Source organism: Paenibacillus sp. J31R98 (assembly GCF_056269245.1).
In genome coordinates this window covers 1,054,166-1,077,368 of record NZ_JBWDNO010000001.1, presented here as the reverse complement: position 1 = coordinate 1,077,368, position 23,203 = coordinate 1,054,166, and the positions used below count along the sequence as shown (strand labels likewise).

At 48.1% G+C, this 23,203-nt stretch carries 21 protein-coding genes; 8 read left to right on the top strand and 13 right to left on the bottom strand.

Annotated features, from left to right (window positions below; all coding sequences use genetic code 11):
• Nucleotides 1–8 precede the first annotated feature (8 nt).
• The 3 genes from AC0YNX_RS04900 to AC0YNX_RS04890 all read right to left on the bottom strand — a co-directional run bounded on the left by AC0YNX_RS04900 (nucleotide 9) and on the right by AC0YNX_RS04890 (nucleotide 2,395).
• On the bottom strand, nucleotides 9–467 hold the full coding sequence (locus tag AC0YNX_RS04900) for a carboxymuconolactone decarboxylase family protein (RefSeq protein ID WP_475814508.1): 459 nt from the start codon (nucleotides 465–467) through the stop codon (nucleotides 9–11).
• A gap of 78 nt (nucleotides 468–545) precedes the next feature.
• The gene (locus AC0YNX_RS04895) at nucleotides 546–1,724 is read right to left on the bottom strand and encodes an NAD(P)/FAD-dependent oxidoreductase (RefSeq protein ID WP_475814507.1); all 1,179 of its coding nucleotides are present in this window, start codon (nucleotides 1,722–1,724) and stop codon (nucleotides 546–548) included.
• 38 nt (nucleotides 1,725–1,762) lie between these two features.
• Nucleotides 1,763–2,395 (bottom strand): succinate dehydrogenase cytochrome b558 subunit, encoded by a 633-nt coding sequence (locus AC0YNX_RS04890; RefSeq protein ID WP_475814506.1) that lies wholly within the window; start codon nucleotides 2,393–2,395, stop codon nucleotides 1,763–1,765.
• 238 nt (nucleotides 2,396–2,633) lie between these two features.
• Here AC0YNX_RS04890 and AC0YNX_RS04885 point away from each other — a divergent pair, with 238 nt between their 5' ends.
• From AC0YNX_RS04885 to AC0YNX_RS04860, 6 genes are all read left to right on the top strand, one after another.
• The gene (locus AC0YNX_RS04885) at nucleotides 2,634–4,082 is read left to right on the top strand and encodes a spore germination protein (RefSeq protein WP_475814505.1); all 1,449 of its coding nucleotides are present in this window, start codon (nucleotides 2,634–2,636) and stop codon (nucleotides 4,080–4,082) included.
• A complete protein-coding gene (locus AC0YNX_RS04880; protein WP_475814504.1) occupies nucleotides 4,079–5,257 on the top strand; it encodes a Ger(x)C family spore germination protein in 1,179 nt (392 codons plus the stop codon). Before AC0YNX_RS04885 ends, AC0YNX_RS04880 begins: the two co-directional genes overlap by 4 nt.
• A 17-nt stretch (nucleotides 5,258–5,274) precedes the next feature.
• Nucleotides 5,275–6,342, top strand: a complete 1,068-nt coding sequence (locus tag AC0YNX_RS04875) for a GerAB/ArcD/ProY family transporter (RefSeq protein ID WP_475814503.1) — start codon at nucleotides 5,275–5,277, stop codon at nucleotides 6,340–6,342.
• Nucleotides 6,343–6,461: 119 nt separating this feature from the next.
• Nucleotides 6,462–7,544 (top strand): endospore germination permease, encoded by a 1,083-nt coding sequence (locus AC0YNX_RS04870; RefSeq protein WP_475814502.1) that lies wholly within the window; start codon nucleotides 6,462–6,464, stop codon nucleotides 7,542–7,544.
• Nucleotides 7,537–8,922: a spore germination protein gene (locus AC0YNX_RS04865; protein WP_475814501.1), complete on the top strand. Its 1,386-nt coding sequence runs from the start codon at nucleotides 7,537–7,539 to the stop codon at nucleotides 8,920–8,922. Before AC0YNX_RS04870 ends, AC0YNX_RS04865 begins: the two co-directional genes overlap by 8 nt.
• The gene (locus AC0YNX_RS04860; protein ID WP_475814500.1) at nucleotides 8,919–10,028 is read left to right on the top strand and encodes a Ger(x)C family spore germination protein; all 1,110 of its coding nucleotides are present in this window, start codon (nucleotides 8,919–8,921) and stop codon (nucleotides 10,026–10,028) included. The genes AC0YNX_RS04865 and AC0YNX_RS04860 overlap by 4 nt, the downstream gene beginning before the upstream one ends.
• An 80-nt stretch (nucleotides 10,029–10,108) precedes the next feature.
• Here the strand turns inward: AC0YNX_RS04860 and hxlB are convergent, their stop codons facing one another.
• The 6 genes from hxlB to AC0YNX_RS04830 form a co-directional block, all read right to left on the bottom strand.
• Nucleotides 10,109–10,666 (bottom strand): 6-phospho-3-hexuloisomerase, encoded by a 558-nt coding sequence (gene hxlB, locus AC0YNX_RS04855; RefSeq protein ID WP_475814499.1) that lies wholly within the window; start codon nucleotides 10,664–10,666, stop codon nucleotides 10,109–10,111.
• Between the two features lie 5 nt (nucleotides 10,667–10,671).
• Complete coding sequence (hxlA, locus tag AC0YNX_RS04850; RefSeq protein ID WP_475814498.1) at nucleotides 10,672–11,304, bottom strand: 3-hexulose-6-phosphate synthase; 633 nt, start codon at nucleotides 11,302–11,304, stop codon at nucleotides 10,672–10,674.
• A gap of 184 nt (nucleotides 11,305–11,488) precedes the next feature.
• The gene (locus tag AC0YNX_RS04845; RefSeq protein WP_475814497.1) at nucleotides 11,489–11,866 is read right to left on the bottom strand and encodes a winged helix-turn-helix transcriptional regulator; all 378 of its coding nucleotides are present in this window, start codon (nucleotides 11,864–11,866) and stop codon (nucleotides 11,489–11,491) included.
• Between the two features lie 59 nt (nucleotides 11,867–11,925).
• The gene (gene ppsA / locus AC0YNX_RS04840) at nucleotides 11,926–14,523 is read right to left on the bottom strand and encodes a phosphoenolpyruvate synthase (RefSeq protein WP_475814496.1); all 2,598 of its coding nucleotides are present in this window, start codon (nucleotides 14,521–14,523) and stop codon (nucleotides 11,926–11,928) included.
• 134 nt (nucleotides 14,524–14,657) lie between these two features.
• Nucleotides 14,658–16,304, bottom strand: coding sequence for an ATP-binding protein (locus AC0YNX_RS04835; RefSeq protein ID WP_475815183.1), 1,647 nt, complete (start codon nucleotides 16,302–16,304; stop codon nucleotides 14,658–14,660).
• Nucleotides 16,305–16,732: 428 nt separating this feature from the next.
• Nucleotides 16,733–17,341 carry a TetR/AcrR family transcriptional regulator gene (locus AC0YNX_RS04830; RefSeq protein ID WP_475814495.1) on the bottom strand — a complete coding sequence of 203 codons (609 nt, stop codon included), beginning with the start codon at nucleotides 17,339–17,341 and terminating at the stop codon, nucleotides 16,733–16,735.
• 174 nt (nucleotides 17,342–17,515) lie between these two features.
• Here AC0YNX_RS04830 and AC0YNX_RS04825 point away from each other — a divergent pair, with 174 nt between their 5' ends.
• Nucleotides 17,516–18,379 (top strand): NADPH-dependent F420 reductase, encoded by an 864-nt coding sequence (locus tag AC0YNX_RS04825; RefSeq protein WP_475814494.1) that lies wholly within the window; start codon nucleotides 17,516–17,518, stop codon nucleotides 18,377–18,379.
• 64 nt (nucleotides 18,380–18,443) lie between these two features.
• Here the strand turns inward: AC0YNX_RS04825 and AC0YNX_RS04820 are convergent, their stop codons facing one another.
• Both AC0YNX_RS04820 and AC0YNX_RS04815 read right to left on the bottom strand, forming a co-directional pair.
• Nucleotides 18,444–18,887, bottom strand: a complete 444-nt coding sequence (locus AC0YNX_RS04820) for a cell wall hydrolase (RefSeq protein WP_475814493.1) — start codon at nucleotides 18,885–18,887, stop codon at nucleotides 18,444–18,446.
• 73 nt (nucleotides 18,888–18,960) lie between these two features.
• Nucleotides 18,961–19,563: a LysE/ArgO family amino acid transporter gene (locus tag AC0YNX_RS04815; RefSeq protein ID WP_475814492.1), complete on the bottom strand. Its 603-nt coding sequence runs from the start codon at nucleotides 19,561–19,563 to the stop codon at nucleotides 18,961–18,963.
• 99 nt (nucleotides 19,564–19,662) lie between these two features.
• Here AC0YNX_RS04815 and AC0YNX_RS04810 point away from each other — a divergent pair, with 99 nt between their 5' ends.
• The gene (locus tag AC0YNX_RS04810; protein ID WP_475814491.1) at nucleotides 19,663–21,108 is read left to right on the top strand and encodes an aminotransferase-like domain-containing protein; all 1,446 of its coding nucleotides are present in this window, start codon (nucleotides 19,663–19,665) and stop codon (nucleotides 21,106–21,108) included.
• A 44-nt stretch (nucleotides 21,109–21,152) separates the two neighbouring features.
• Here AC0YNX_RS04810 and AC0YNX_RS04805 read toward each other — a convergent pair whose 3' ends face one another.
• Nucleotides 21,153–22,295 (bottom strand): efflux RND transporter periplasmic adaptor subunit, encoded by a 1,143-nt coding sequence (locus AC0YNX_RS04805; protein WP_475814490.1) that lies wholly within the window; start codon nucleotides 22,293–22,295, stop codon nucleotides 21,153–21,155.
• Nucleotides 22,296–22,311: 16 nt separating this feature from the next.
• Nucleotides 22,312–23,190 carry a carbohydrate ABC transporter permease gene (locus tag AC0YNX_RS04800; protein ID WP_475814489.1) on the bottom strand — a complete coding sequence of 293 codons (879 nt, stop codon included), beginning with the start codon at nucleotides 23,188–23,190 and terminating at the stop codon, nucleotides 22,312–22,314.
• Between the last annotated feature and the right edge of the window lie 13 nt (nucleotides 23,191–23,203).

The following is a 23,203-nucleotide window of genomic DNA, read 5'->3' as shown; positions in this document are numbered from 1 at the left end:
AACGATTGCTACTTCGAAACCCGTGTGAGGCGTCCCGTTTCGGTCTTAAAGCCAACGTTAATCCGATCCCATCCATTGACCGAAACGATTAAGAAGCTCAAGTCCGAAATTTCTTGTTCGGACAATTGCCCTCGAACACGATCATATACATCGTCGGGTACTCCTTGAACAGGTAGAGTGGTCAGTATTTCGGTCCATGTCAGAACGGCCCGCTCCCGTGGCGTAAACATCGTCGATTCCCGCCAAGTAGAAATTTGATTGAGGCGAAGCTCGCTCTCACCATGGATTTCAGCATGCTTGACGTGCAATTCCAGGCAAAATTCGCACCCGTTTATTTGCGAAGTCCTTATCGAAACGAGATCGATCAATGTCGCATCCATTGTGCTTTCACCTAAGGCTATGGTGAAAGCCAAGAACTTTTTGAAGAGTTCGGGTGATTGCTGAGCGAAATTTACACGTTGTGACATAGCTGTTGTACCTCTCTTTACTGAAGTTATTTCTTAAAATGAACGAATCGGGATTGTATTATCCAGAATTCGAGAGGTTTAATAAGCTAGCGAGGACAATCCGTTGATATGCGCCAGATAGCGCACGTCGCTCGCTTTCTTCATCAAGGTTGCCGGCAAGCCCTTCAGTTCGATGCCGCTTTCGCCGATCCAACCGATGCCGTCCTTGCGTCCAAGGCTAGCGAGCGAACCGGAATTGATCGGCTTGAACGAGGCCAAATTGATACCTTTAAAGTAAGCGTACAAATTGTCGCCGACAAGCTCGCCCATTTGCCAAGCCAGCTGTGCGGTCGGCGGGTACGGAAGGCCGTCTGGCCCGATGACGACGGCGCAGTCGCCGGCAAGGAATATATCCGGGTGTGAGACGGATTGCAGGAACTCGTTGACTGTCGCGCGGCCACGGTTGACCTCGATTCCGCAGTTCGCTACAATCGTGCTTCCTTGTATGCCGCCTGTCCAAAGGAGGGTGCTCGTTTCGATTTCCCTTCCGTCATTCAGGCTGACCGTCGATCCATTCACTTCTGTGATCGTATGTCCTGTCAGAAATTGCACACCGCGAGCTTCAAGGCTCGTTACCGTGCGCTCGATAAGGTCCGTGGAGAAGGTCGGAAGAACGGTTGCTCTCGCTTCGACAAGATACAAGGACACATCTGTGAAGTCTACGCCATGTGTGCGGCAGATGCTCGGGAGCTCGTCAGCCAGCTCGCCAACGAGTTCGACGCCGGTCAAGCCGCCGCCGCCGATGACGAAAGTCGCGTTCGCTTTGTTTTTCGTTTTCGCATACGCGGCGATTTTTTCATTGACGTGAGCAAAAATCTGGTTCGCGTCAAGGACGGATTTCAACGCGAAGCTATTTTCCTGCAGTCCCGGAATGCCGAAGTAGTTCGTTTCGCTGCCGAGTGCAAGCACAAGCGCATCATAATCGTATGAAATACCATTATCCAGAACAACCTTACGGTTTGCTGGATTGATCTTGGACACGTTGCCGATCTGCAGATCGATATCTTTCCCTTTAAATAGATTTGCAAGCGGCAAAGCGACAGCCTTCTCGGCAATGTTGCCCACCGCCAGACGATGAAGCTCCGTAATGATTTGGTGCGATGCATACCGGTTAATGACAGTAATCGTTGCGTCCTCCGACGTAAAATGCTCACGAGCGGAAAGTGCACTGAGGAGACCGCCGTAGCCCGCACCTAGAATTATTATTTGTTTGCTCATTCTCCTATCCCCTTCCCCGCGTTTTTCTGCATCTATCGTTATTTGAATTCATTGCCAGTAAATGCAACGAGCGAAAGAATGAACAGCAAGGAAACAAGCACGAATACCCCCATACAAATATAAGCAGAAACTTTTTGCGAGCGTGGTGTGAGCGTAACGCCCCAGCTGATCAGGAATGCCCAGATGCCATTGCTGAAATGGAAAACCGCTGACAATACACCGATGACGTAGAGGATAAAGTACGTTGGATGCACGGAAATTTGATGCATCGTCGAACCAAGTTCCTCATGCGTAATATGACCCAAGTAAATTTGAAGACGCGTATTGAAAAAATGCCAGAAAACAAAGATAAACGTAAGAACGCCGGTGATCCGCTGCAGAATGAACGCCCAATTTCGGCTGTACGAGTATTGCCCGGCGTTCATATTGGAGCGGTAAGCCATGTAAAGACCATAAATGCCATGAAACAGTATCGGCAGGTAGATCCCGACGATCTCAAGCAACGGCTTAAGCGGCAGGCTATTAATAAAATGCACATAGGTAGCAAATCCATCCGGTCCGCGTTCAAACGCTTGAAAGTTGATGGATACGTGCACAAGAATGAATCCCCCGAGTGGAATTACGCCGAGCAGCGAGTGAAGCTTGCGCCAGTAAAATGAATTTCTTTTCATTGTTGTCTCTCCTTTAGCTTCAAAAACTTTTCGCAAGAATAAGTACTTGTTGATCGCTCTTTAATCGAAGATAACTTGTATCGACGATTAACTTTGTCTAGAATATAACTCTATCATTCACAATCGTCAACTAGCAAATCAATGAAAGGGTACCGCCAACTTGTAAATTTTGCATATCCGAATGGCTTCACGTCAATAATATCCACCATAAAATCTGAAATGAACCGAGGAGACGTCCATGGGGAACATTCAAAGCAGCATTGAAGCGAATGAGGCATATTTGAAAACTCGGTTCGAGCAATCTTCGGATATCGTTTTCCGTTCCTTCCGCTCCAAGGATGGCATGCTCATGCTGCTTGTCTTCTTTGACGGGATGACAAAGCTGCAGCCGATAGAGGAATCTCTGCTTAGATCGCTGATCTTCGACGGATTGCCACAAGGTTTGGACCGAATTACTTCCCTCTCGGAGATGATTAGGCGTGAATGGCTGCCTTTGACGCAAGTACTGACTATCGAGTCTGATGAAGAACTCGTTCGCCACATCTTGTTAGGCTGTTTGGCAGTGCTGATCGAAGGTGAATCCATCGCGCTCGTCGCTCAAGTTCAGGGTTACGAGAAGCGCTCCATACAAGAGCCTCTCAAGGAATCGACCTTGCGCGGATCGAAGGAAGGCTTCGTCGAACATCTCAGGACGAATACAACGCTAATAAGGCGGAGAATCGTGCATGATGGATTGAAGATGGAATCATTCTCGATCGGCACTTATACTCAGACTGAAGTTGTCTTGGTGTACATTAAGGGCAAAGCAGCAGAAACATTATTGGCGGAAGTAAGAGAGCGTCTTGGCAAAATCGAAACTGACGGTATCATTGATTCCGCGTATCTCGAGGAGTGGCTCGAAGACAATTCCTTCTCTATATTCCCGCAAATTCAGAACACCGAACGCCCCGATATCGTCGCAGCAAGCTTGTTGGACGGGAAAGTCGCTCTGCTGACGAATGGTACGCCTTTCGCACTTATAATGCCCATTACGTTCTGGTCTGGTCTTCAATCAGCCGACGATTATTTCGAACGTTTCGTATTCGTAATCTTGACCCGGATGGTTCGCTATATTCTGATGTTCGTCTCGTTCGCGCTGCCAGCGCTCTATGTCGCGCTCTCTACCTTCCATCCGGAAATGATTCCGAGCAATCTCATGATCGGTATCGCGACTGCTAGAGAGAATTCTCCGTTCCCAACGGTAATTGAAGTGTTCCTGATGATGTTTATATTCGATGGCCTGCAGGAAGCTGGCGTCCATCTTCCGAATCAACTAGGACCTGTCGTAAGTATTATCGGAGCGCTTGTCATCGGACAAGCCGCTGTCGAGGCAGGCATTATCTCAACGCCGATTATCATCGTAATCTCGTTAACAGGCATCGCTGCCTATACAATCCCGAGGTACAGCGCCACTCTCCCCTTTCGGCTGATCAGATATCTCATGTTGTTCATCTCAGGTTGGCTTGGATTCGTCGGTTTTGCGTTTGGCATTATTTACTTGCTGATTCACCTGGTCAAACTGGAATCGTTTGGCACGCCGTTCTTCAGCCCCGTTGCGCCGTTTGACGGCAAGCGGATCAGAGATATTATCATCCGTTATCCTTTCTGGATTAAGAATGGCCGAGTCAAGAAGGGACTCAAGCGATGATCAGGTCCGCGCTCCTGGCGGGCGTTGTGCTCCTGTTTGCGTTCTCGGCCACAGGGTGCACCGATTTCGTCGAACCTAATCAATTAGCCTTCGTAATGGGAAGTGGAATTGACTATGCTGAGGACGGTTTAATGGAGGTCAGCCATCAAATCGTTATTCCTTCACAGCTCAAGGGAAGTTCGGGCAAAGCGGATCAATATATCGTCATGTCGGCTAAAGGTAAAAACGTGTTTGAGGCTTCCCAAAAAATTCAGCTCAAGTTGTCTCGCCGTTTAATGATAAGACATCGCATATTGATCGCATTCGGTGAGGCATTTGTCAGGCAGAACGATATAGGCGTACTATTCGATAAAATCGGTCGCGATCCGTCTTACAGCATGCGAGACACGATTCTGCTTATTCGAGGTGGCAGCGCCAAGGATTTCCTGATGCAAAAGCATCCGATGGAGTCCCTCCCCAGCATCTCCGCCGAAAAGGAGCTTCAGATAAACGGGCTTCGAGGTTTCAACGCTAGAAAGCTAGTTATCGAGAGCGTTGCGGAAGGCATCCGGCCTCTTATGCCATTCCTTCAGATCGAAAAAGTCGAGCTCAGCACGAACAAAAAGACCCCCATTACCGCCTTGAGAGGGTTCGCTGTTCTCGGCAAGGATAGGAAAATCAAATGCTTCCTCGATGAAGCGGATGGTACACGAGCAGTGTGGATGCGCGGGCAAGGCACATACGATGGAATTACAATTCCGTGGAAAGACGGTAAAGGAATGCTCTCATTCAGGCTGACCCATATCAAGCGGAAATTGCATGCGAACGGATCCCGTGAACCTAAATCCGTCATCCTTACGGTCAAGGCGCAAGCGTATCTGCTCGAGAATTCAGCCCCGCTAAATATGGTCGAAGTAGGTAACATGATTGCAGTACAACAATACTTGAACGCGGAAGCCCGCAAACAGCTGCAAGGTACATTTGACAATGTCCAGCAAAGGGGCAGCGATGTGTTTGGCATCGGCAAGTATCTGCATCACAAGTATCCGAACTGGTGGCGAACTCAAAGTGCCGATTGGGATAAGAACTTCAAGAAGGTTCATATATCGGTCGTGACAAACATTCAACTCAGGTCGATAGGCACGACTGGATTACCGATAAAGGATATCGATGAAAAGCGTGGCGATGAAGATTGAAAATAAGCGGATATCAGATGTTTTGGCTGATTTGCATTTCCTCTATGATCGTATATTCTTATCTTCCCATCCAGCTTGCGGCGGAGGTATCGCGCCAAGACTGTTGGATATCTCTCCTGCTCGGAAGCGCTATTATGATGGCGATCACATGGCTAATCCTCCGGATCTGCATACGGCATCAGGACAAGACGCTGGTGGGCTTTGTCCGGGTTTTGATGGGAACGGCGCTAGGCAAGCTCGTTGTGATCTTTTATTTCATAAATTGGTTCATGCAGCTGTCCCTAATCGCTAAAGGAACGGTTGATTTCCAGAATCTTGTTATGCTTCACAACACGCCGATGATCATTATCCTGCTTTTTCTACTGATTCTAGTGACGTATGCGGTATGGGAAGGCGGGATCACGATTGTCAGCCGTTGCGCGGAGATCATTGGTCCTATCTTCGTGTTCATGTTATTTTTTCAGTTATTTCTGAACCCGCAAGATATAGATCTAGGTCAAATTCTGCCGGTCTACACGGATTCGGGCTGGTATGTCATACTGAAGGGGACTTGGCGATCGGTCAACTACTTGGTGGATCCTTCGATCGTGCTCATGCTGTTCTTCTTCGCGGAGAATAAGCGGACTGCCAAGCGTGCAGTTCTATGGGGTACGGCAGTTGCAATGACTTGGGGCATCCTTGCCACGTTGATTCTGCTGTTCGTGACAGGTCCAAACTTCACTGCCGATATGATCGTCCCTATTTATTCGCTAACCAAATTCGTATCGATTCTCAATTTCGTACAGAACATTGATGCTATTTTCATCCCACTGTGGTTATTAGGCGCATTCATCAGGCTTTCAATAGGATTGTTCATCTTGAGCTACGGCTTGTCCGAGTGGAGCGGTTTCCGTAACTGGAAATTGCTATCCATTCTGACGACTTGTGCTACTCTGGCTTACGTACTCATCGGTTCGCACCATCTGCGCATGTCGAATACGCTTAGAAATCCGTATCTGAACGATTATTATTATCCCTTTATCTATCTTGGCGTTCCATTGTTACTTTGGTTCCTGGGACGCATTCGCGGTAATCGTTCCCATTGATGTCAATCACAGTCGATCATTTCTGGTCGGCTTTTTTTGCGTTATACAGATTTCATTAATAATTCAGCTCGAAATTGGAAACTTTATCTAACAATGATTGAGAGGAGGATCTGATTGATTTGAATGACAAAATCACCCCTTTCCAGTTGTCTATGCTGCTGATTACGTTCATCGGAATCTCCAACCATGTCATTCTGATTCCCATCCTGCTAGATACCGCGAATCGCGACGCTTGGATATCTGTCCTAGGAGCTATCATCCCTTCCATCCTACTTGGCTTGCTGATTGTATACATCTACAAGCATATACCCGCTTCGCTCTCCACATGGATGATAGAGAAAACCAATACGATCGTCTGGTTGATCTGCACGCTTCTATTTTCCTTGTACTTCTTAGCGCAGGCGAGCATCAGCATACGGGATACGATCGTGTGGTCCAATTCATCTTACTTGACCTATACGCCGCAATGGGTAGTCGGCCTGTGTCTCATCGGCATTTGTTATTTCACGGCAAGAAAGGGACTGGCCGCAATCGCCATCACCAATGGCATCCTTCTGCCCTGGATCATTATGGCCGGCTTATACGTGATGACGGTGAACTTTCAATATAAGGATTACAGTTACTTGTTTCCCATATTCAAACATTCGGCGCAATCCATTGCAACAGGCTCATGGTATACGGCATCGGGCATCACGGAGATCCTCCTCGTGCTCTTCCTGAAGGACGATGTCCAGGGGAAGATCTCTCGAATCAACATCACGCTGATCGTATTCATGTTGATCGAGCTGACATTAGGCCCATTAACCGGCATAATTGCCATGTTCGGTCCCTTCGAAGCTACGCTGCTGCGATACCCAGCCTACGAGCAGTGGCGGATGGCGGCAATCGGAAGCATGTTCGGTCAAACCGACTTTTTGTCCATTTATCAATGGTTGGCAGGCGCGTTTATCCGAATTTCATTAGCCATCTACATCATCCAGACCCTATGGGTGAAGAAATGGAAGCATCCCGAGCTATTGTTGATTCTGACCTCGCTTCTCCTCCTTGTCATCAATCTGCTTAAGCTATCGGATGTGCAGTTCCACAAATATGTGAAATTCTACTATACGAGCTCCGGCATCATTTGCGGTGTAAGTACCATCGTACTCTTAATTTGTATTTGGGCAGGAAAGAACAAGAAGGCGGTGCAGCAAAATGGCTAGTATTAGCGAAAGCGATCTCCGGCTGTTATTCGAAGACTGCAACGATGTGGTTTTCGAGACGCACAGCAGCTTCCTATTCCTCTTCTGCGAAGGTATGGCGAACCGTGAGCAAATCAATGAATTCAGCATCTGCGACGCAGACATTTGGCGTCAGCAGTCTGTAACCTTATCCTCGCAATGGAAGAACGAGCTTGCTTCTTTTGTATTTAAAGGCAACCTGATTCTGTACGATCTAGAATCGGCTTGCTTCTACACGCATTATGTTGCGGATCCTCCCCAAAGAGACCCGGAAGAGTCCGTAACGGAAACATCCGTGAAAGGAGCGCGCGACGGATTTACCGAAAGCATCATGACCAATTTGGCGTTGATCCGCAAGCGGCTAGGAACTCCTACGCTCAAAGTGGAATCCTTTACAATCGGCGTCCGGAGCCAGACCGCGATTAAATTGCTCTACATCCAGGATATCGCCAATAAAGCAACCATAGACGAGGCTAGAGCAAGATTACGCAAGATACATATAGACGCTCTCGTTACTAGCTCGCAACTAGAGGAAGCTATCTCAGACAGGTCTTATACGTTGCTGCCTCTGATCGACAATACCGGACGGCCCGATTTTGCCGCAGAATGTCTCATCAGCGGTCGTTTCGTGATTTTGCTTGACGGCTCTCCGCTCGCCATTATTGCTCCGATTACGCTTACATCGCTCATCAAATCGCCGGAGGACGGCTATTTCCGCTCAGTGCTCAGCTCTTTTCAACGGTTGATCCGATTTGGCGGCTGGTATTTGGCCTTGTTCCTGCCTGGCTTCTACATCGCGCTGATTGGATTCAATTTCGAGCAGGTGCCATTGCCATTGTTAGCCACAATCGCATCCAACCGCATCGGACTTCCGCTCTCCCTTCCATTCGAGACGATTACCGTCCTCGTCTTGTTCGAGCTGTTCAAGGAAGCCGGGCAGCGGCTGCCAAAGTCGGTCGGGCCAACCGTGACCGTTGTCGGCGGCATTATCGTAGGCGACGCTGCCATACGAGCAGGCATCACGTCACCTGCTGTAACCGTCGTAGCAGCAACCACCGTAATCGCCGGCTATACGCTGGTGAACCCAACGCTAAGCGGCATCGTGTCCATCGTCCGTATCGGTATCATGATCATTTCTTCGATTCTAGGGATGTTCGGTTTCTTCATGTCCATCTTCTTCGTCGTCGCCTATCTATCGGATCTGAAATCGTTCGGAATTCCGTACCTCTCGCCGATCGCACCGCCTTCCTGGAAGGATCTCGCCGGAGCTATTCTGAAGAAGCCAGCGAATGCCATGAAGAAGCGACCGCAGAATCTCCATTTGCAGGATGATACGAAGATGAAGGACGAACAGCCATGACGCGGGTCTGGAAGATCGCGTTGGTCTGCTGTATCGTCTTATCCCTTTGCGGCTGCTGGGACGTCAAGAACATCCAATACTTCAACTTCGTCAACGTGATTGGGATTGATTACGTCGATGGGAAATATAAAATTTATGCGCAAATCAACGATCTGACAACGATGGCCAAACAAGAAGGCGCTGCACAAAGTCCTAGACCGGTCGTTATTGGCATGGGAGAAGGCGAAAGCATTGGGATGGCGGTGTTCGATCTGCAGAAGGAAAGCCAGATGCGTATGGATTGGACGCAGAATAAAGCGTTCATACTCAGTGATCGCTTGCTAGCCAAGGGCATCTTCGAGATCCATGACGAGTTAATGCGAACACGCGATCAACGCTATACGCCATGGGTGTTCGCAACGAATGAAGATCTTGCCAAGATTCTGACCACAATGCCGATCACAGGAAGCTCTTATGTATCCACGCTGTATTACCAGCCTGACCTCTTATATAAGCAGATGCAATCTTCCTTTGAGCCGATTCGATATCAGCATTTCATTCGATCTTCAAGAGAACCGTATGAGATAACGTTACTTGACCATGTCAAACTAACGAAGAACTGGAAAAAAGGGCATAAACCGTTCACGCTGCCAATCGTGGATGGTCTAGTCGCATTGAAGGACGGCAAGAGCAAAGCCAAATTCAATCGTGAAGAAGTAAGCGGAGTGAAATGGTTAAAGGAGCAAACGCAGCGCGGCCTTCTCCCCATAAAGGATGAACAAGGACATCTCGTTGGGACTGCGGCTCTGAAGAATAATAAAGTGAAGAAAACGGCGGCTTATAAGGACGGCAAACGAACGGTTGTTCTTCATATCAGCATGAACGCCGGTCTCCGGGAGCAGCGTGAGCCGCACGGACTGAACGAAATCAACAAGCTGCTCGAGAAGAGCTTGTATGACGAGATTATGAAAACCTATGAGGTGGCCAAAAAACGATCCATTGATATTTATTCCTTGAATGAAGTTTGGTATCGCAAAGGTCTTGCCGTAGGCGACGATATTCCCGGAATTGAAGTGCATGTCAAAGTGAAGCTGATGTCGACCAGTATGCTCGAGCTTAGGGAGTAGTTCTGGTAGATTCTAATTAGATCGAAAAAAAGCCGCAGCTATGCGGCTTTTCATCCCTCTATCACTTGTTACCTGCGAAGCTATTCCAGATTCGCGTGATTGTTGAACATGGCTGCACCCTCAAGCGACTTCCTCCCCATCAGGTGCAGGACGATCGTATCGAGCAGGATCAGCAGCGCTTGCTCGAACAAGCTGCCCATGGGCTGTACAGAAGCAGCCTTGCCTGCCGCGCCATCCTTGGTTGCGGCCGGAATGACGACGCGGGCAGCCGCCAACTGGCCCAAGGCAGAATCCGGCACGACGGTCAGGCCGGCGACCTCCGCACCAATGCTATTGGCTTTGGCAGCCATGGCGACAAGCGACTTCGTCTCTCCGGAACCGGAGCCGATCACGAGCAGATCGCCAGCGGCAATGCCCGGCGTCACGGTCTCCCCTACCACATAGGCGCGGAAGCCCATATGCATCAAGCGCATCGCGAACGCGCGCATCATGAGCCCGGAGCGGCCTGCCCCGGCGACGAATATGGTCCCGGCGTTCATGATCCGCTCCGCCAGCGCTTCGATTTCGTCCTGACGGACAATTCGTAGCGTCTGCTCCAGCTCCTGCAGAATGGACAATGCCGCAATATGCGCCCTCATCCGCGTTACCCTTGCTTGATCAGCTGCTGCATCTGTGCTGCGACGACCTGCTTGTCCGCGGAACCGGTAATGCCGCCGCCGACGATGACAAGATCCGGTTGCGCGCTGATCACTTCAGGCAGCGTCTGGAGCTTGATGCCGCCGGCGATTGCCGTCTTCGCCTGCTTCACGACGCGCTTGATCGTCGCCAAGTCCTCGAACGAATTTCTGCCCGCAGCTTGGTGATCGTAGCCGGAGTGGACACAGATGTAGTCGACGCCGAGGCTGTCAATCTCTTGCGCGCGGCTAGCGATATCCTTCACGTTGATCATGTCGACCATGATCTTCTTGTTCCGCTTGCGTGCTTCTTCAACAGCGCCCTTGATCGTCGAGTCGTCCGACACGCCAAGCACTGTAATGATATCCGCGCCTGCCTCGGAAGCTTTCATGACTTCGTAGCCACCTGCGTCCATGATTTTCAGGTCAGCGAGTACTTTCAGCGATGGGAACTCGTCCTTGATCGCTTTAACGGCATGAAGTCCTTCATTGATGACGACAGGCGTGCCGATCTCTACGATATCTATGTAAGGAGCAACCTCCTTCACCAATTCCTTTGCTTCCTCGATGTTCACCAAATCTAACGCTAATTGCAGTTCCATTCCTAACTCTCTCCTTTGATCCCTCATGTTGCCGGGCGATTGAATTCATAGTAAGTCGTTACCGGACTTTAAGGAAGTACGCACTTTCAAGTAAGTCGGTATCCTGGAGGAAACTATGTCGCACAAAAAAGCAGACCCCCTGCGGGATCTGCTATCTTGTGTACACTATCTAACGAAGCAATTATTACAGATTCTCAGCTGCCAGCGTCTCTCTTCCGAGCACCTGCTCGCCGTAATCTTTGCCCCAGTCGTACATCAGCTTCAAGATCGGGACTAAGCTCTCGCCATAAGCGGTCAGCTTGTATTCGACCTTTGGCGGAACAACGGGATAGACCGTTCGTTCAACCAGCTTGTCTTCTTCAAGCTCGCGGAGCTGGTTGGTCAATATCTTCTGTGTAATCGTCGGTATGAGCTTCTGGAGCTCGCTGAACCGCTTCGTTCCCTCGATGCCAAGATGCCAGAGAATGATGAGCTTCCACTTGCCGCCGATCAGAGCGAGCGTCAACTCCTTCTCGCAGTTAATCTGGTCGATCTCGATGCGGGATCGGATATCTTTCGCCATTGCCAAGCGCCTCCTCGGTTGCAGTCATGTCCCACTAGATTAACGGATTGGCACAACCATTACAAGATTTCAATGTACCCATCTGTTCCATTCACGCGAATTCGTTGCCCGTCTTTGATCAGTTTGGTCGCATTGTCCACCCCGACAACGGCCGGCAAGCCATATTCACGCGCGATAACGGCGCCGTGGGTCATCAGTCCGCCAACTTCGGTGACCAGACCTTTAATGGATACGAATAATGGGGTCCAGCCGGGGTCCGTAAAGGAGGTGACTAAGATGTCTCCTTCTTCCAGATCGGCAAGATCCATGTTTAAGATCACTCGCGCTCTTCCTTCAATGACCCCTGATGAAACAGGCAGACCTGCGATCGCATTAGCCGGCAAATGTTCTCGTTTATACTGACCAGTCATAATTTCACCATCAGAAGTGATGACACGCGGAGGAGTTAGTCTACTGAAAAACTTATAATCCTCTCTTCGTTGGTCGACGAGCTGTTCATCAAGTTTGTTAGTGCGTACGACTTCGTGCAGCTCTTCGAAAGTCAGATAATAAATATCTTCCTTGCCTTGAATAACGCCGGCTTGCACGAGTTGTTCGGCTTCTTTCAATAACGCCTGCTTATAAACGTAATAGCGACTTACCATACCGTATTTGGGATATTCCCGGTAACCGATGAAATTCCGGATGAGGTTGATTCTTCGTTTGGTTTCCATGGCTTTGTGATCACCATCCGGTAGTTGCTTCAAACGATCTAGTATCTCTTGTTCTTTATCCAGAGCTTCCTGACGGCCTTGCTCGAATTTGCGCTTGCCGGCATTAGGCTCGAAGTTCTTGATGTTGCCAAGAATCATCGGAACAAGCGTGATTGGTTTCTCGCTCCACCGAGTTCGCGTAATATCGATTTCTCCTGCGCATCGCATTCCGTATTTGCTGAGATAATCAGAGATTGCGTCCCGAGCTTCCCTGCCCCCATCTAACTCCACCAGTTTATCAAGAAAGTCATCTTCCCCAGTATGCTGCAAATAATCAATCACTTCTGGATAAGGGCGAATGACATCCGCGACTTCCATAAGCGCCAGACCCATCTCCGAAGTAATATTGTGCGGCACGGATTGAGAGAGAGTATCTGCTGCGTTCTTCTCTCCTAACCACTCGTTCAGGTTCTCATTAATCCATGTTGTAGCATTAATTGCAGCCATAAAAACAGCCGTGCTTTGCGGATCGAATAAGAGCTTCTTTAATTGCTGCTGGATATCTTCCAGAATAAAATCAAACAGTTCCGCTCCTGATCTCGTCTGGATAGTTTGCTTCAACTCTTCTAACGAGGTTTCACGGCGCTTAATTAGTTCGGTAACGATTGCCGGATCGTTCTCGAATTGTGCCTGCATATCTGTATTAGTTCTGCTCGGAGTAGGTGCTGTCTGATCAGCTGGCAACAACTTTATATACTCTCGCTCAATAATGGTCATGAGTGCGCCTTTGGTGAGAGGATCGGATCCCACGGTATTCAATAAAGCTTCTCGGCCGGCAGCTGTAGCCAGCCTAGCCGCAACATCAACGAACAACCTCCCGCCAGCTTTGCGCATAGGCGCAGGAGTAATTAACAAGTAGAAAGACAATCCCAATGGCTTGATGGGATCTGTCATCATTTGTTGATGACCAACAGATAGATACACGTGATTCTCCTGATCATTCGCTTCAGGAATCGGGTATAAAGTCGTGATCGGCCGACTCTGGACAATATAGAAGGTATCCTCAGCCAAACACCATTCGATATCTTGCGGACAGCCGAAGTAAACTTCGATCTGTCTTCCGATCTGAGCCAGCTGTAGAATTTGTTGCTCAGTGAGGGTTTGAGTCAGTTGCTGATCAGGATTGATCTGCTTCGTCTCTGTACCACCTTCAATCCTTCCATAGATAGCCAGTTTCTTGGCGGCGATCCTCTTCTCCACGATTTCCTCATCCCGCACTTTGTAACAGTCGGCAGATACCAAGCCGGAGACCAGAGCTTCTCCAAGTCCGAAGCTGGCATCGATGGATAGTAATTTACGGTTAGATGTTATGGGATCAGCGGTGAATAATATCCCCGAAGCCAACGGAAAGACCAACTTCTGAACGATAACGGATAGATAAACTTGCTTATGATCGAATCCATTCTGTATGCGATAGATGACAGCGCGATCCGTGAACAGAGAAGCCCAGCATTTGCTGATATGCTCTAGAATCGCTTCTTTGCCGATAATATTTAAGTAGCTATCTTGTTGACCGGCAAAGGAAGCATGCGGCAAATCTTCAGCAGTCGCGCTAGATCGCACGGCATAGGCATGTTCCTCACCGAATCGGGAGTGATAGTGAGCAACTGCTTTCTCCACTTCGGAAGGCATTTCTGTTTCCGTAATGAGTTGTCGAATCTTCCTGCTGATTTCACCAATTTGCTCCCGCTCCTCTACTTTGAGCATACATAATCGATCTAGCAAACCATGATAGTGTTCGTTTGATTCGATGGCTTGTCGGAAGCCTACTGTTGTAACACAGAATCCTTCCGGAACATAGATCCCTTGAATGCTAGCTAATTCTCCTAGATTCAATCCTTTTCCGCCAACGAGCCCAAGCTGCGTTTCTTGCACTTCCTGAAAGTCGAGAACCAAATTGCTCATTCAACATTTCTCCTTGTCTTCTACTTGAGATAAACGAAATGGACTGTCATTCCTGTTTTCGTGCAATATTTATAGAAGAACCTGGACAGCTGTCCAGGTTCTTTTCTGTTCACCCGTTATTCTGTTCTTCTGCATTATCCCTCTACCGCGCTCTCGAGCAGCAATCTAATCTCAATAAGTGTACCCTCGTTTAGTTTACTCGAGTACATAATACTGCCGTTATGCTGCTTAATAATTTTATGACATATCATCAGCCCTAGGCCTGTTCCCTTCTCCTTCAAACTGTAGAATGGCTGGCCTAAACGGTGAATCAGTTCATTCGGAATCCCGCATCCTTGATCTTGAATGGTAATTAAACATTCACCTTCGGCTTCTCTTCGCAGGCTGATGTAGATCTCGCCGCCGCCCGGCATCGCTTCGATGGCGTTCTTCAATATATTGAGAAATACCTGTTTGATTTGGTTCTTCTCGCACAGAATCGGGAAAGCATCTTCTTCATACCTAAGTTTTAATGCAATATTGTTCATATTCGTCTGAGGAGTCAGAAACTCAACCGTGTATGCAAGCAATTCTTTGACATCCGTACGGGTAAGCTGAATGGCTTGAGGCTTCGCCATAGAGAGGAGTTCGCTAGTAATCGTCTCGATCCGTTCCAGCTCATCTAGGAGCAGATCGCCATACTTGACTGCATGATTCTCTTTGTTGTAAATCTGCAAGAAGCCTTTTATCGTTGTAAGAGGATTTCTGATTTCATGAGCCACGCCTGCTGCTAGCTCTCCAATAATGGATAGCTTCTCCGATTGCAACAAGATTTCTTCCGCCTTCTTGCGCTCAGAGATATCACGGCTAATCATGACGATATGTTCGATCCCTTTGCTTGGCGTCTTCACCGGTCTGCATAGAGATTCGAACGTTATCCAGTGGCCTTCTTTATGTTTGAAGCGAATTTCAATGGAGGCGCTCATTTCTTTATTCTCAAACATCTTCTTGATCATGCTCTTAAATTTGATTTCATCGTCTGGACATATAATATGGCATAGTTTATAACCTTCCAATTCACTGGTACGATACCCTAATACGGGCTCATGGGAAGGGGAAAAATAGCTGCCCGTGTAATCCTGGTCCATAACCAGAATGAGGTCTGATGTATGATTCGCGATAAGTCGATATTTGGATTCACTTGCTTCGATCGTCTTCTCCATATGCTTGCGTTCTCTAGTGATCCTCCGGAGCCGCTCATTGGATTCAATGAGTAAGGCCCCTATGATTACGCCTAACAGAATGAATACCATGTATTGAATATGAAAGAATGGTTTATCGACTAGAATATGAAACGAGAAGAGAATGATAACATAAAGAACGGCATAGATCCCATAAAAAGCAGCGCTTCTCTTCAGAGACGACATGCGATTGGATAACCATACATGCAAGACGGTGAACACAATCATGATAAGTGCCCACCCAATAATAGCTGGCATCCAATTTCCATTTGCTAGAAGCCTCGTTAATAAAGCAAAGAGACCGGTGATGAATCCGGCTAGAGGTCCCAGATAAGCAAACATTAGAATGACAGGTGCATATCGAATATCGTAAGAGTAACCTTGCTGCTTCACTGAAAGCATAACCAGGATAACGGAAACAAGGCCGCCATATAGACCTATCCATAGGTTCAATTGCTTCTGACTTATCGGCTTTCGATCCATGAAAGAACGAATGACCAAGGGAGTGCTGATCAAGAGTGAAAAAATCGACAAATTAACAATATAGTCAAATAAAAACATCGCTTTCACCTGCACTTCGCTGAACTAGTAAATATTCCTATTTATCATAAACTACATCACTTGCTACTGTCACGAAAAAGGAGCCGTGCGCTAACACGGCTCCTTTGCAATAGATTCGCGCGTATCTGCCTGTTTAGTTACATCAATTCAGCATGACTTGGTTGAATACCATGGAGTTTTTTAAAGTAGGATAGCGCATCGCTTGGCGTCTTAATGGTTGGTCCATAGATAATTTTGTTGTTAAAACTTCCGTTGATCTTGTACCATACACGATACCGCGAATAATTCTCCATAAACTCTCCCCCATGTCCAACTTATTCGTAAGCCCATCATATAACAAGCACGATGCAAATATTGTCAGAATATAGGAGCACCAAAAAAAGCTTGATTGCTCAAGCTTCTGTTCATCAGATCTATTATTTAGCTTCTCATTGAAGACCTCGAATTAGCGCATCGACGAACTTCTCGCTCAATTTCTCCATGTCGTAAGACGAGTCCGAAAGACACCAGGTCATGATGGTTCCAGTGATAAAAGAGTATACATAAGTCACGATCTCTCCCACCGATAAATCATCCCTGAATAACGACTGCTTGATTCCCACTTCAATCGCCTCATACAAGCCCTCCTGCTTGATGCAGTCTGAGAAAAACGAAGGCTCTGTTGATTTCTGCGACAGGCTTACAACAAACGTAAGTTTAGTAAGCTCCTCGCCGACGACTAATGGAAAGCTCAGTGCAACGATAATAAAAGCTTTGAGTTTATCCACTGGATTTGCTTCTTTATGTTCAGCCATATATTTACCGAAATTCTCACTCATGTATTCCGAGTAATCGTCCCGATACAATTTTTTGACGATATCTTCTTTGGATTTGTAGTGAATGTAGAATGCCCCTTTAGAAAGGCTGCATTTCTCGCAAATTTCATCAACCGTAACGTTGTTGTAACCCTTGGCCAGAATGAGCTCCTTCGATACGGCGAATATCTTTTTCTTCGTGGCTTTCCCCTTCAAGTAGCGGCTTGTTTCTTTTTCTGTCATTCCGTAACCCCTCCACACCTACAACTATAACGTATGTGTTTTTGTTTCGTCAAAGCTCGGTCCAAGAAAGGGAATTGACAAAATAAATATGACCGCAGTATACTGACTTCAGTCACATGACTACGGTCACTTTTGTGATGAACATAAATTATCTTAAGGAAGAGGGTTTTAAAGATGAAAATTGCAATTATCGGTACGGGTAATGTCGGAAGCAGCCTTGCACGAATTTTTGTTCGGACAGGGCATACTGTATCTATCGCCAATTCGAGAAATTCCCAAGCCTTGCACGAATTAGCCAAAGAGATCGGTGCAACGCCAGCAGCGGTTCAGGATGTCGCGCAAGGCGCCGACGTCGTTATTATCTCCATTCCAACAAAGGGAATTCTCGGTCTGCCAACTGAATTCCTGAGCAATATCGCTCCTGGTGCTGTTGTCATTGACACCGGGAATTATTATCCTTTGCACCGTGACGGCGCCATCAAAGCGATTGAAGAAGGTATGCCTGAAAGTCGCTGGGTCGAGCAACAAATTAACCATTCGGTCGTCAAAGCGTTCAGTGCCACGAACTGGTATAACTTGACTGAGGAGATTCAGTCCGCTCTTCCACACAAGCTGGCATTGCCTGTGTCCGGAGATGACCCTGAATCGAAAGCGATCGTATCCCGATTGGTTACCGAGGCAGGATTCGATCCGGTTGATGCCGGCGGATTGGACGAATCCTGGCGTCTGCAACCCGGATCCCCTGCCTATTGCACGGATCTCGGCGCGGAGGACTTGCGTATTGCGCTATCCCAAGCGACGAGAGAGCGCAAACCGGAATCATCGGGCATCCGTTCTAATGAAGAAGAATTAACTCAGGCGAAGGAGATGCAAGTGGCCTTCTATCAAAGCTTCGACAAAGCCATTGAAGTACTGATGGAATCGAACCAATGGAGCAAAGCAGTCGCAACGAAGCGTCTGGTTGTCCAGTTTATGATGGGTAAGCAATCTCCGGGGGAAATTTTCACAAACGTATTCGAGAATAAACGTCTGGACTAATCGTGATTATAACCAAAAAAGGAGCCGTGCATCAGCACGGCTCCCTTTGTTCATTTATACAAGCTTAGAAAGTATTATATACATTTTCACATTCTGCCCCAGTCGGTTCATAGAAGCAGTGCTTCTTCCATCGTCCTGCGAACGGCTGATTATACCAGGTTGGCGGACATGGACCTGGATTATCGAAGGAACCCGGGCGGAAATACCATAAGGAGAATTTGGCTGGCCAACTCCGCTCCCCATTCACAGCCCGCTGCGCCAGACGGCGTTCTCTATCTCTTGCACCTTGATAGTACAATCCATGCTGCAAGGCTTCAAACGCATGCGGTTGGTTGATCATCTGCGGAATGGTCCGGATATTTTTAAAATCGGAGCAATTCCCTCTTATACGGTTTATGCCAACATTTCCAACAAGGAGCATGCCCTTCTCGCCTTCGGTTTCCGCTTCAGCTCGAAGTAACCTTGCCAGCATATCGATATCCTGACTCCTGGCTTTTACGACTGCCATTGGCTCACCTCTTTAGATTTCTAGACTCATCATATTGTAAGAGAGGCGGATGTGTGACTCCGGCAGAACAGCTTTACATGAGACCCAGTAACAGATAAATAGCAGTTCCCCAGACGAAGAGAGAAGAAATTTTGTTGAACATGTTCATAAATCTCCCTGAGCGATCCAGCTTCTTCATAACTCTTCCCGCCAGTATTAACCCGAAGAACCAAATCCACGATACCGAGATACAGGCGATTGTAAAGAACCATTGATCTGTCCCCTCGTATTTTAACGCGCTTGTTCCAATGACTCCGACTATATCCAAGATGGCATGGGGATTTAATAAAGAAACGGACAACGCAAAGACAATCTGTTGACGGACAGGCAATGCCTTCTTCGTTTCATTCGCTGCCTGTTCGGTGCGCCAAATCACATAACCCATATACAGCAAAAACAATATTCCAGCAATCATTAGGGTGAGCCGCAGCCACTCGAATTCCAGAACGATAACCGATAGTCCGAAGACAGCCAACAGAATCAATACGGTATCGCTTATTGCAGCTGTTACGGCTGCTGGCAGTGCCCATCTGAGTTTGGGCTGCGTGGCTCCTTGTGAGAAAACAAATACATTCTGTACCCCTAGCGGCAATATGAGACCGAATGCCAGTATAATTCCATGAAGAATGGCTTCCATACGTTCAACTTCCTTTCTTTCACTATCGTACTTATGATACAACTATTAGAAAACAACCAATTGGATGGTATCTTATCCACCCAATTTCGGAGGAGTATTATGAAGTGGAGACCTAATCTTCATTCTCACTTATCGATACATGAGCAAATTGTAGATTGGATGAAATCCCGTATTGAACGAGGGGATTGGTCCGTTGGCACCAAGATTCCAACTCAGCGCCAATTAGCAACGCAGTTTGATGTGAATCGAAGCACCGTACAGCTTGCGCTAGATGAGTTGAAAGCGGATGGACTGCTTGAATCAAGGATGGGATCAGGGGTATTCGTAGCGAATAATACGTGGAATATTCTATTGAAGAGAAATCAGCCCAATTGGCAAAAGCACATTGAATCAAGCATTCATAAGCCTAACTTTCACACGATCCAGCTCATCAATGAGTATGAGCAATTGGATCATATCGTCCGTCTGGGAACGGGGGAATTATCCCCTGATTTGCTCCCAACGAAAGAGCTTGAACAATCTTTAAGAGCTATTTCCCTAGACTCTAAGGCGATTGGCTATTCGTCACCACAGGGAAGTGAGAAGCTTCGGAACATTCTCGTTCATTATTTGAAGCAACGAGGCATTCAGACAGCACCAGAGAACATTCTCATTGTTTCAGGTGCGCTTCAAGCACTGCAGTTAATTGCAGTTGGATTGTTAGAACAGGGCTCTATCGTTTTTCAAGAACAACCTTCGTATCTGAATTCCGTGCTTCCCTTTCAATCAGCAGGTATGCAGATGATTTCCGTATCAAGGGACGCAGAATTAATAAACAATCTAAGGAGTTACAAGAGGAAGAGGCAATCCATCTTCTACAGCGTACCAACCTTGCACAATCCTACTGGGCTGAATTGGTCATTGAAAGAAAAGCAAGAACTATACCATGTGTGCAAAGAGCTGCAAATCCCGATTATTGAAGATGATGTGTATCACGAACTATTATTCGAATCCACCTCTCCCCCATTAAAGTCGTTGGATACGTTAGGGCAGGTACTCTATATCGGCAGCGTGTCTAAGACGCTAAGTCCAGGCTTGCGGATCGGTTGGGTTGTTGCTCCGACAACGGTTATTGAGCGATTAGCTGATATTAAGATGCAAACGGATTATGGTTCAAGCGCCTTCTCGCAAGAAATAGTCGCGTACTGGATATCTTCTGGTTTATACGAGAAGCACCTGATTCATCTTCGGGAACAGCTGAGGAATAGAGCAAGATTTGTAGAAGAAATACTGGAGCAGCAATTTAAGTACATCGCCACCTGGAGAAAGTCCGAAGGCGGTTTCTATATTTGGCTCAGGTTCAATGAACCTATTGTGAATAAAGCGTTATTCCTAAAATTACTCCAGCATAATGTTCTGATCAATCCAGGCTATATTTATGATTCAGGTGATCTACACCATATAAGGCTTTCCTATTGCTACGCTTCATTAGAAGAACTGGACAGAGGATTGCATATTCTGCACGAAGTCATCCAGATTGAAATGGGAACAAGTTCATGTCCTTAGGATTGGACATGAACTTGTTCCCATACAAAAGCCGCAAGACAGCGTCATCTTCGGACACGAACCCCGTCCATCAGGTAACCGGAGCTGTCGACGACGACCTCCTGCTCCGCGAACAAATTCCCGTCCACGGCGGTAACATACGCGTTGGCATCGACGATATGAACCGGCGTTTCCATCACGTAATAGGCGTTCCCGAGCGGTCCGCTCTCCTCCCTGAGCGTGTAGACGTAATCGCCTCGTTCATCCTGATGTATCGCTTTATTAGGTACCGTGATCACGGGTTTTCCGGTAGTCTTGGACAGCCTTACGGTGACTCGTTCTCCGCCTCGCAGCGAGTCGTCCTTGAGCGTAATGGTAACCAAGCTCGAAGCTGTTGTGCCTGCATTCGTGCCTGTTGCGCCGTCTGCGGGAAGATCAGCTCCGCCGGAGACGGCTGTCTGATCGATCTCCGCGACCGTTCCGGAAATCGACTGCCCATTCGGTTCGTCAAGGGAGATGTCATCCAGCGTCTCGCCAACTGCCAGAAGGTTGGCTGTGTCGGCAGGAACCAACAGTTGAAACGCGTAACCCTTCGCCGAGTTGGACAATACGATATCCGGCTTTCCTTCCGAGAGGAGGCCAGACGCCGCATTGACTTGCGTGACTACGCCGTCGAACGGAGCCGTCAGTCGGCTGTTCTCTGTGATGCTCTTCTGCAAGTTGACGATATGCTGCTGCTGATTCGCCATATCCAGCTTGGCCGTTTCGATCGCGTTGCCCGCGCCGATCACGGTGTTCTGCTCGCCTCCGTTTGCCGCTGCAATGTAATCGGCATGCAGCTGATTCATCGTCAATTCGAGCTTCTTCAAGCCCGCCTTCAGATCAGCGAGCTGCAGCAACGCATCTTCATCGCTGTACTCGACCAATGTCTGACCGTCGTGTACGTGTTCGCCTTGCTTGACAAGCACGTTATCCACCTTCCATCCAGCCGGGTTCGCGAGTGCCTTCGTCTCCCAGGGCTGGACCGTCGCAGTGCCTTCGTAAGTATGGGTCACTTGCCCCTCTATCGCTGAAGCCAGATAAACTTTCGGCAATGATAATGACCGAAGTGTATTGCCAGCCAGCGTAAATGCGATCAGCAGAACGACGAATAAGCCGGCAACAAGGCGAAGCCTCCTTTTCCTGACTCCTAGAGCCACTTCTTCCATGATAATCACTCCCAAGTTAACCTCTGATGCCCGATTGCTGAATGCCATCCACGAAATACGACTCCGCGTACAGGAACAGCAGCACCGTCGGGGCCATATACAGCACCGATGCGGCAAATCCGATGCCCCGTGCCGACGCGGTGATCTGCGCCAAGTATAGCGATAATGGCTGCTTCGCTTTGTCCTGAAGGAAAATGAGCGGCTGCTCGATCATGTTCCAATAGTCAATGAACAGCAGCACCGCAAGTGCGGCCAATCCCGGCTTGGCAAGCGGAAGCACGATACGTACGAAGATTGTTCCATGACTGGCGCCGTCCATCTTGGCCGCTTCGACGAAAGCGATGGGGATATGCGACATGAACTGCCGCATCATGAAGACGCCGAAGGCGCCGAAGATGCCCGGCAGAATGATCGCAGCCGAGGTATTCATCATGCCGAGCTTGTCGATGACCAGATAATTCGGCACGAGCGTAACTTGAAACGGCATCAGCATCGTCATCAGATAGACCGCGAACAGCTTGTCCCTGCCGAAGAAGCGCAATTTGGCGAACGCATAGGCCGCAAGTGAAGCAACGACCGTCTGACCGGCAACGATCGGCACGACCAGCATGACCGAATGCCAGAACATGCTCAGATATTTCGGGCTGAGGATGAGCACCTGCGCATACTGCTCGAACGTCAGCCAATCAGGGAGTAGCTTCAGATTGACGAATGCCTCCCTGCCTCCTTGAGCAGTATCGACCATCTGTCCGAGCAGGTCGTAATTCCGACCGATTTCCGCTTCCGTCATGAACGAATCCGTGAATGTCAGCAAGACGGGAATCAACATGACAGCCGCGACCACGCTGATCAGCAGCGAAAGTATGAGACGAGGCAATGATAGCTTTCTATTCATAATCGATGCCTCC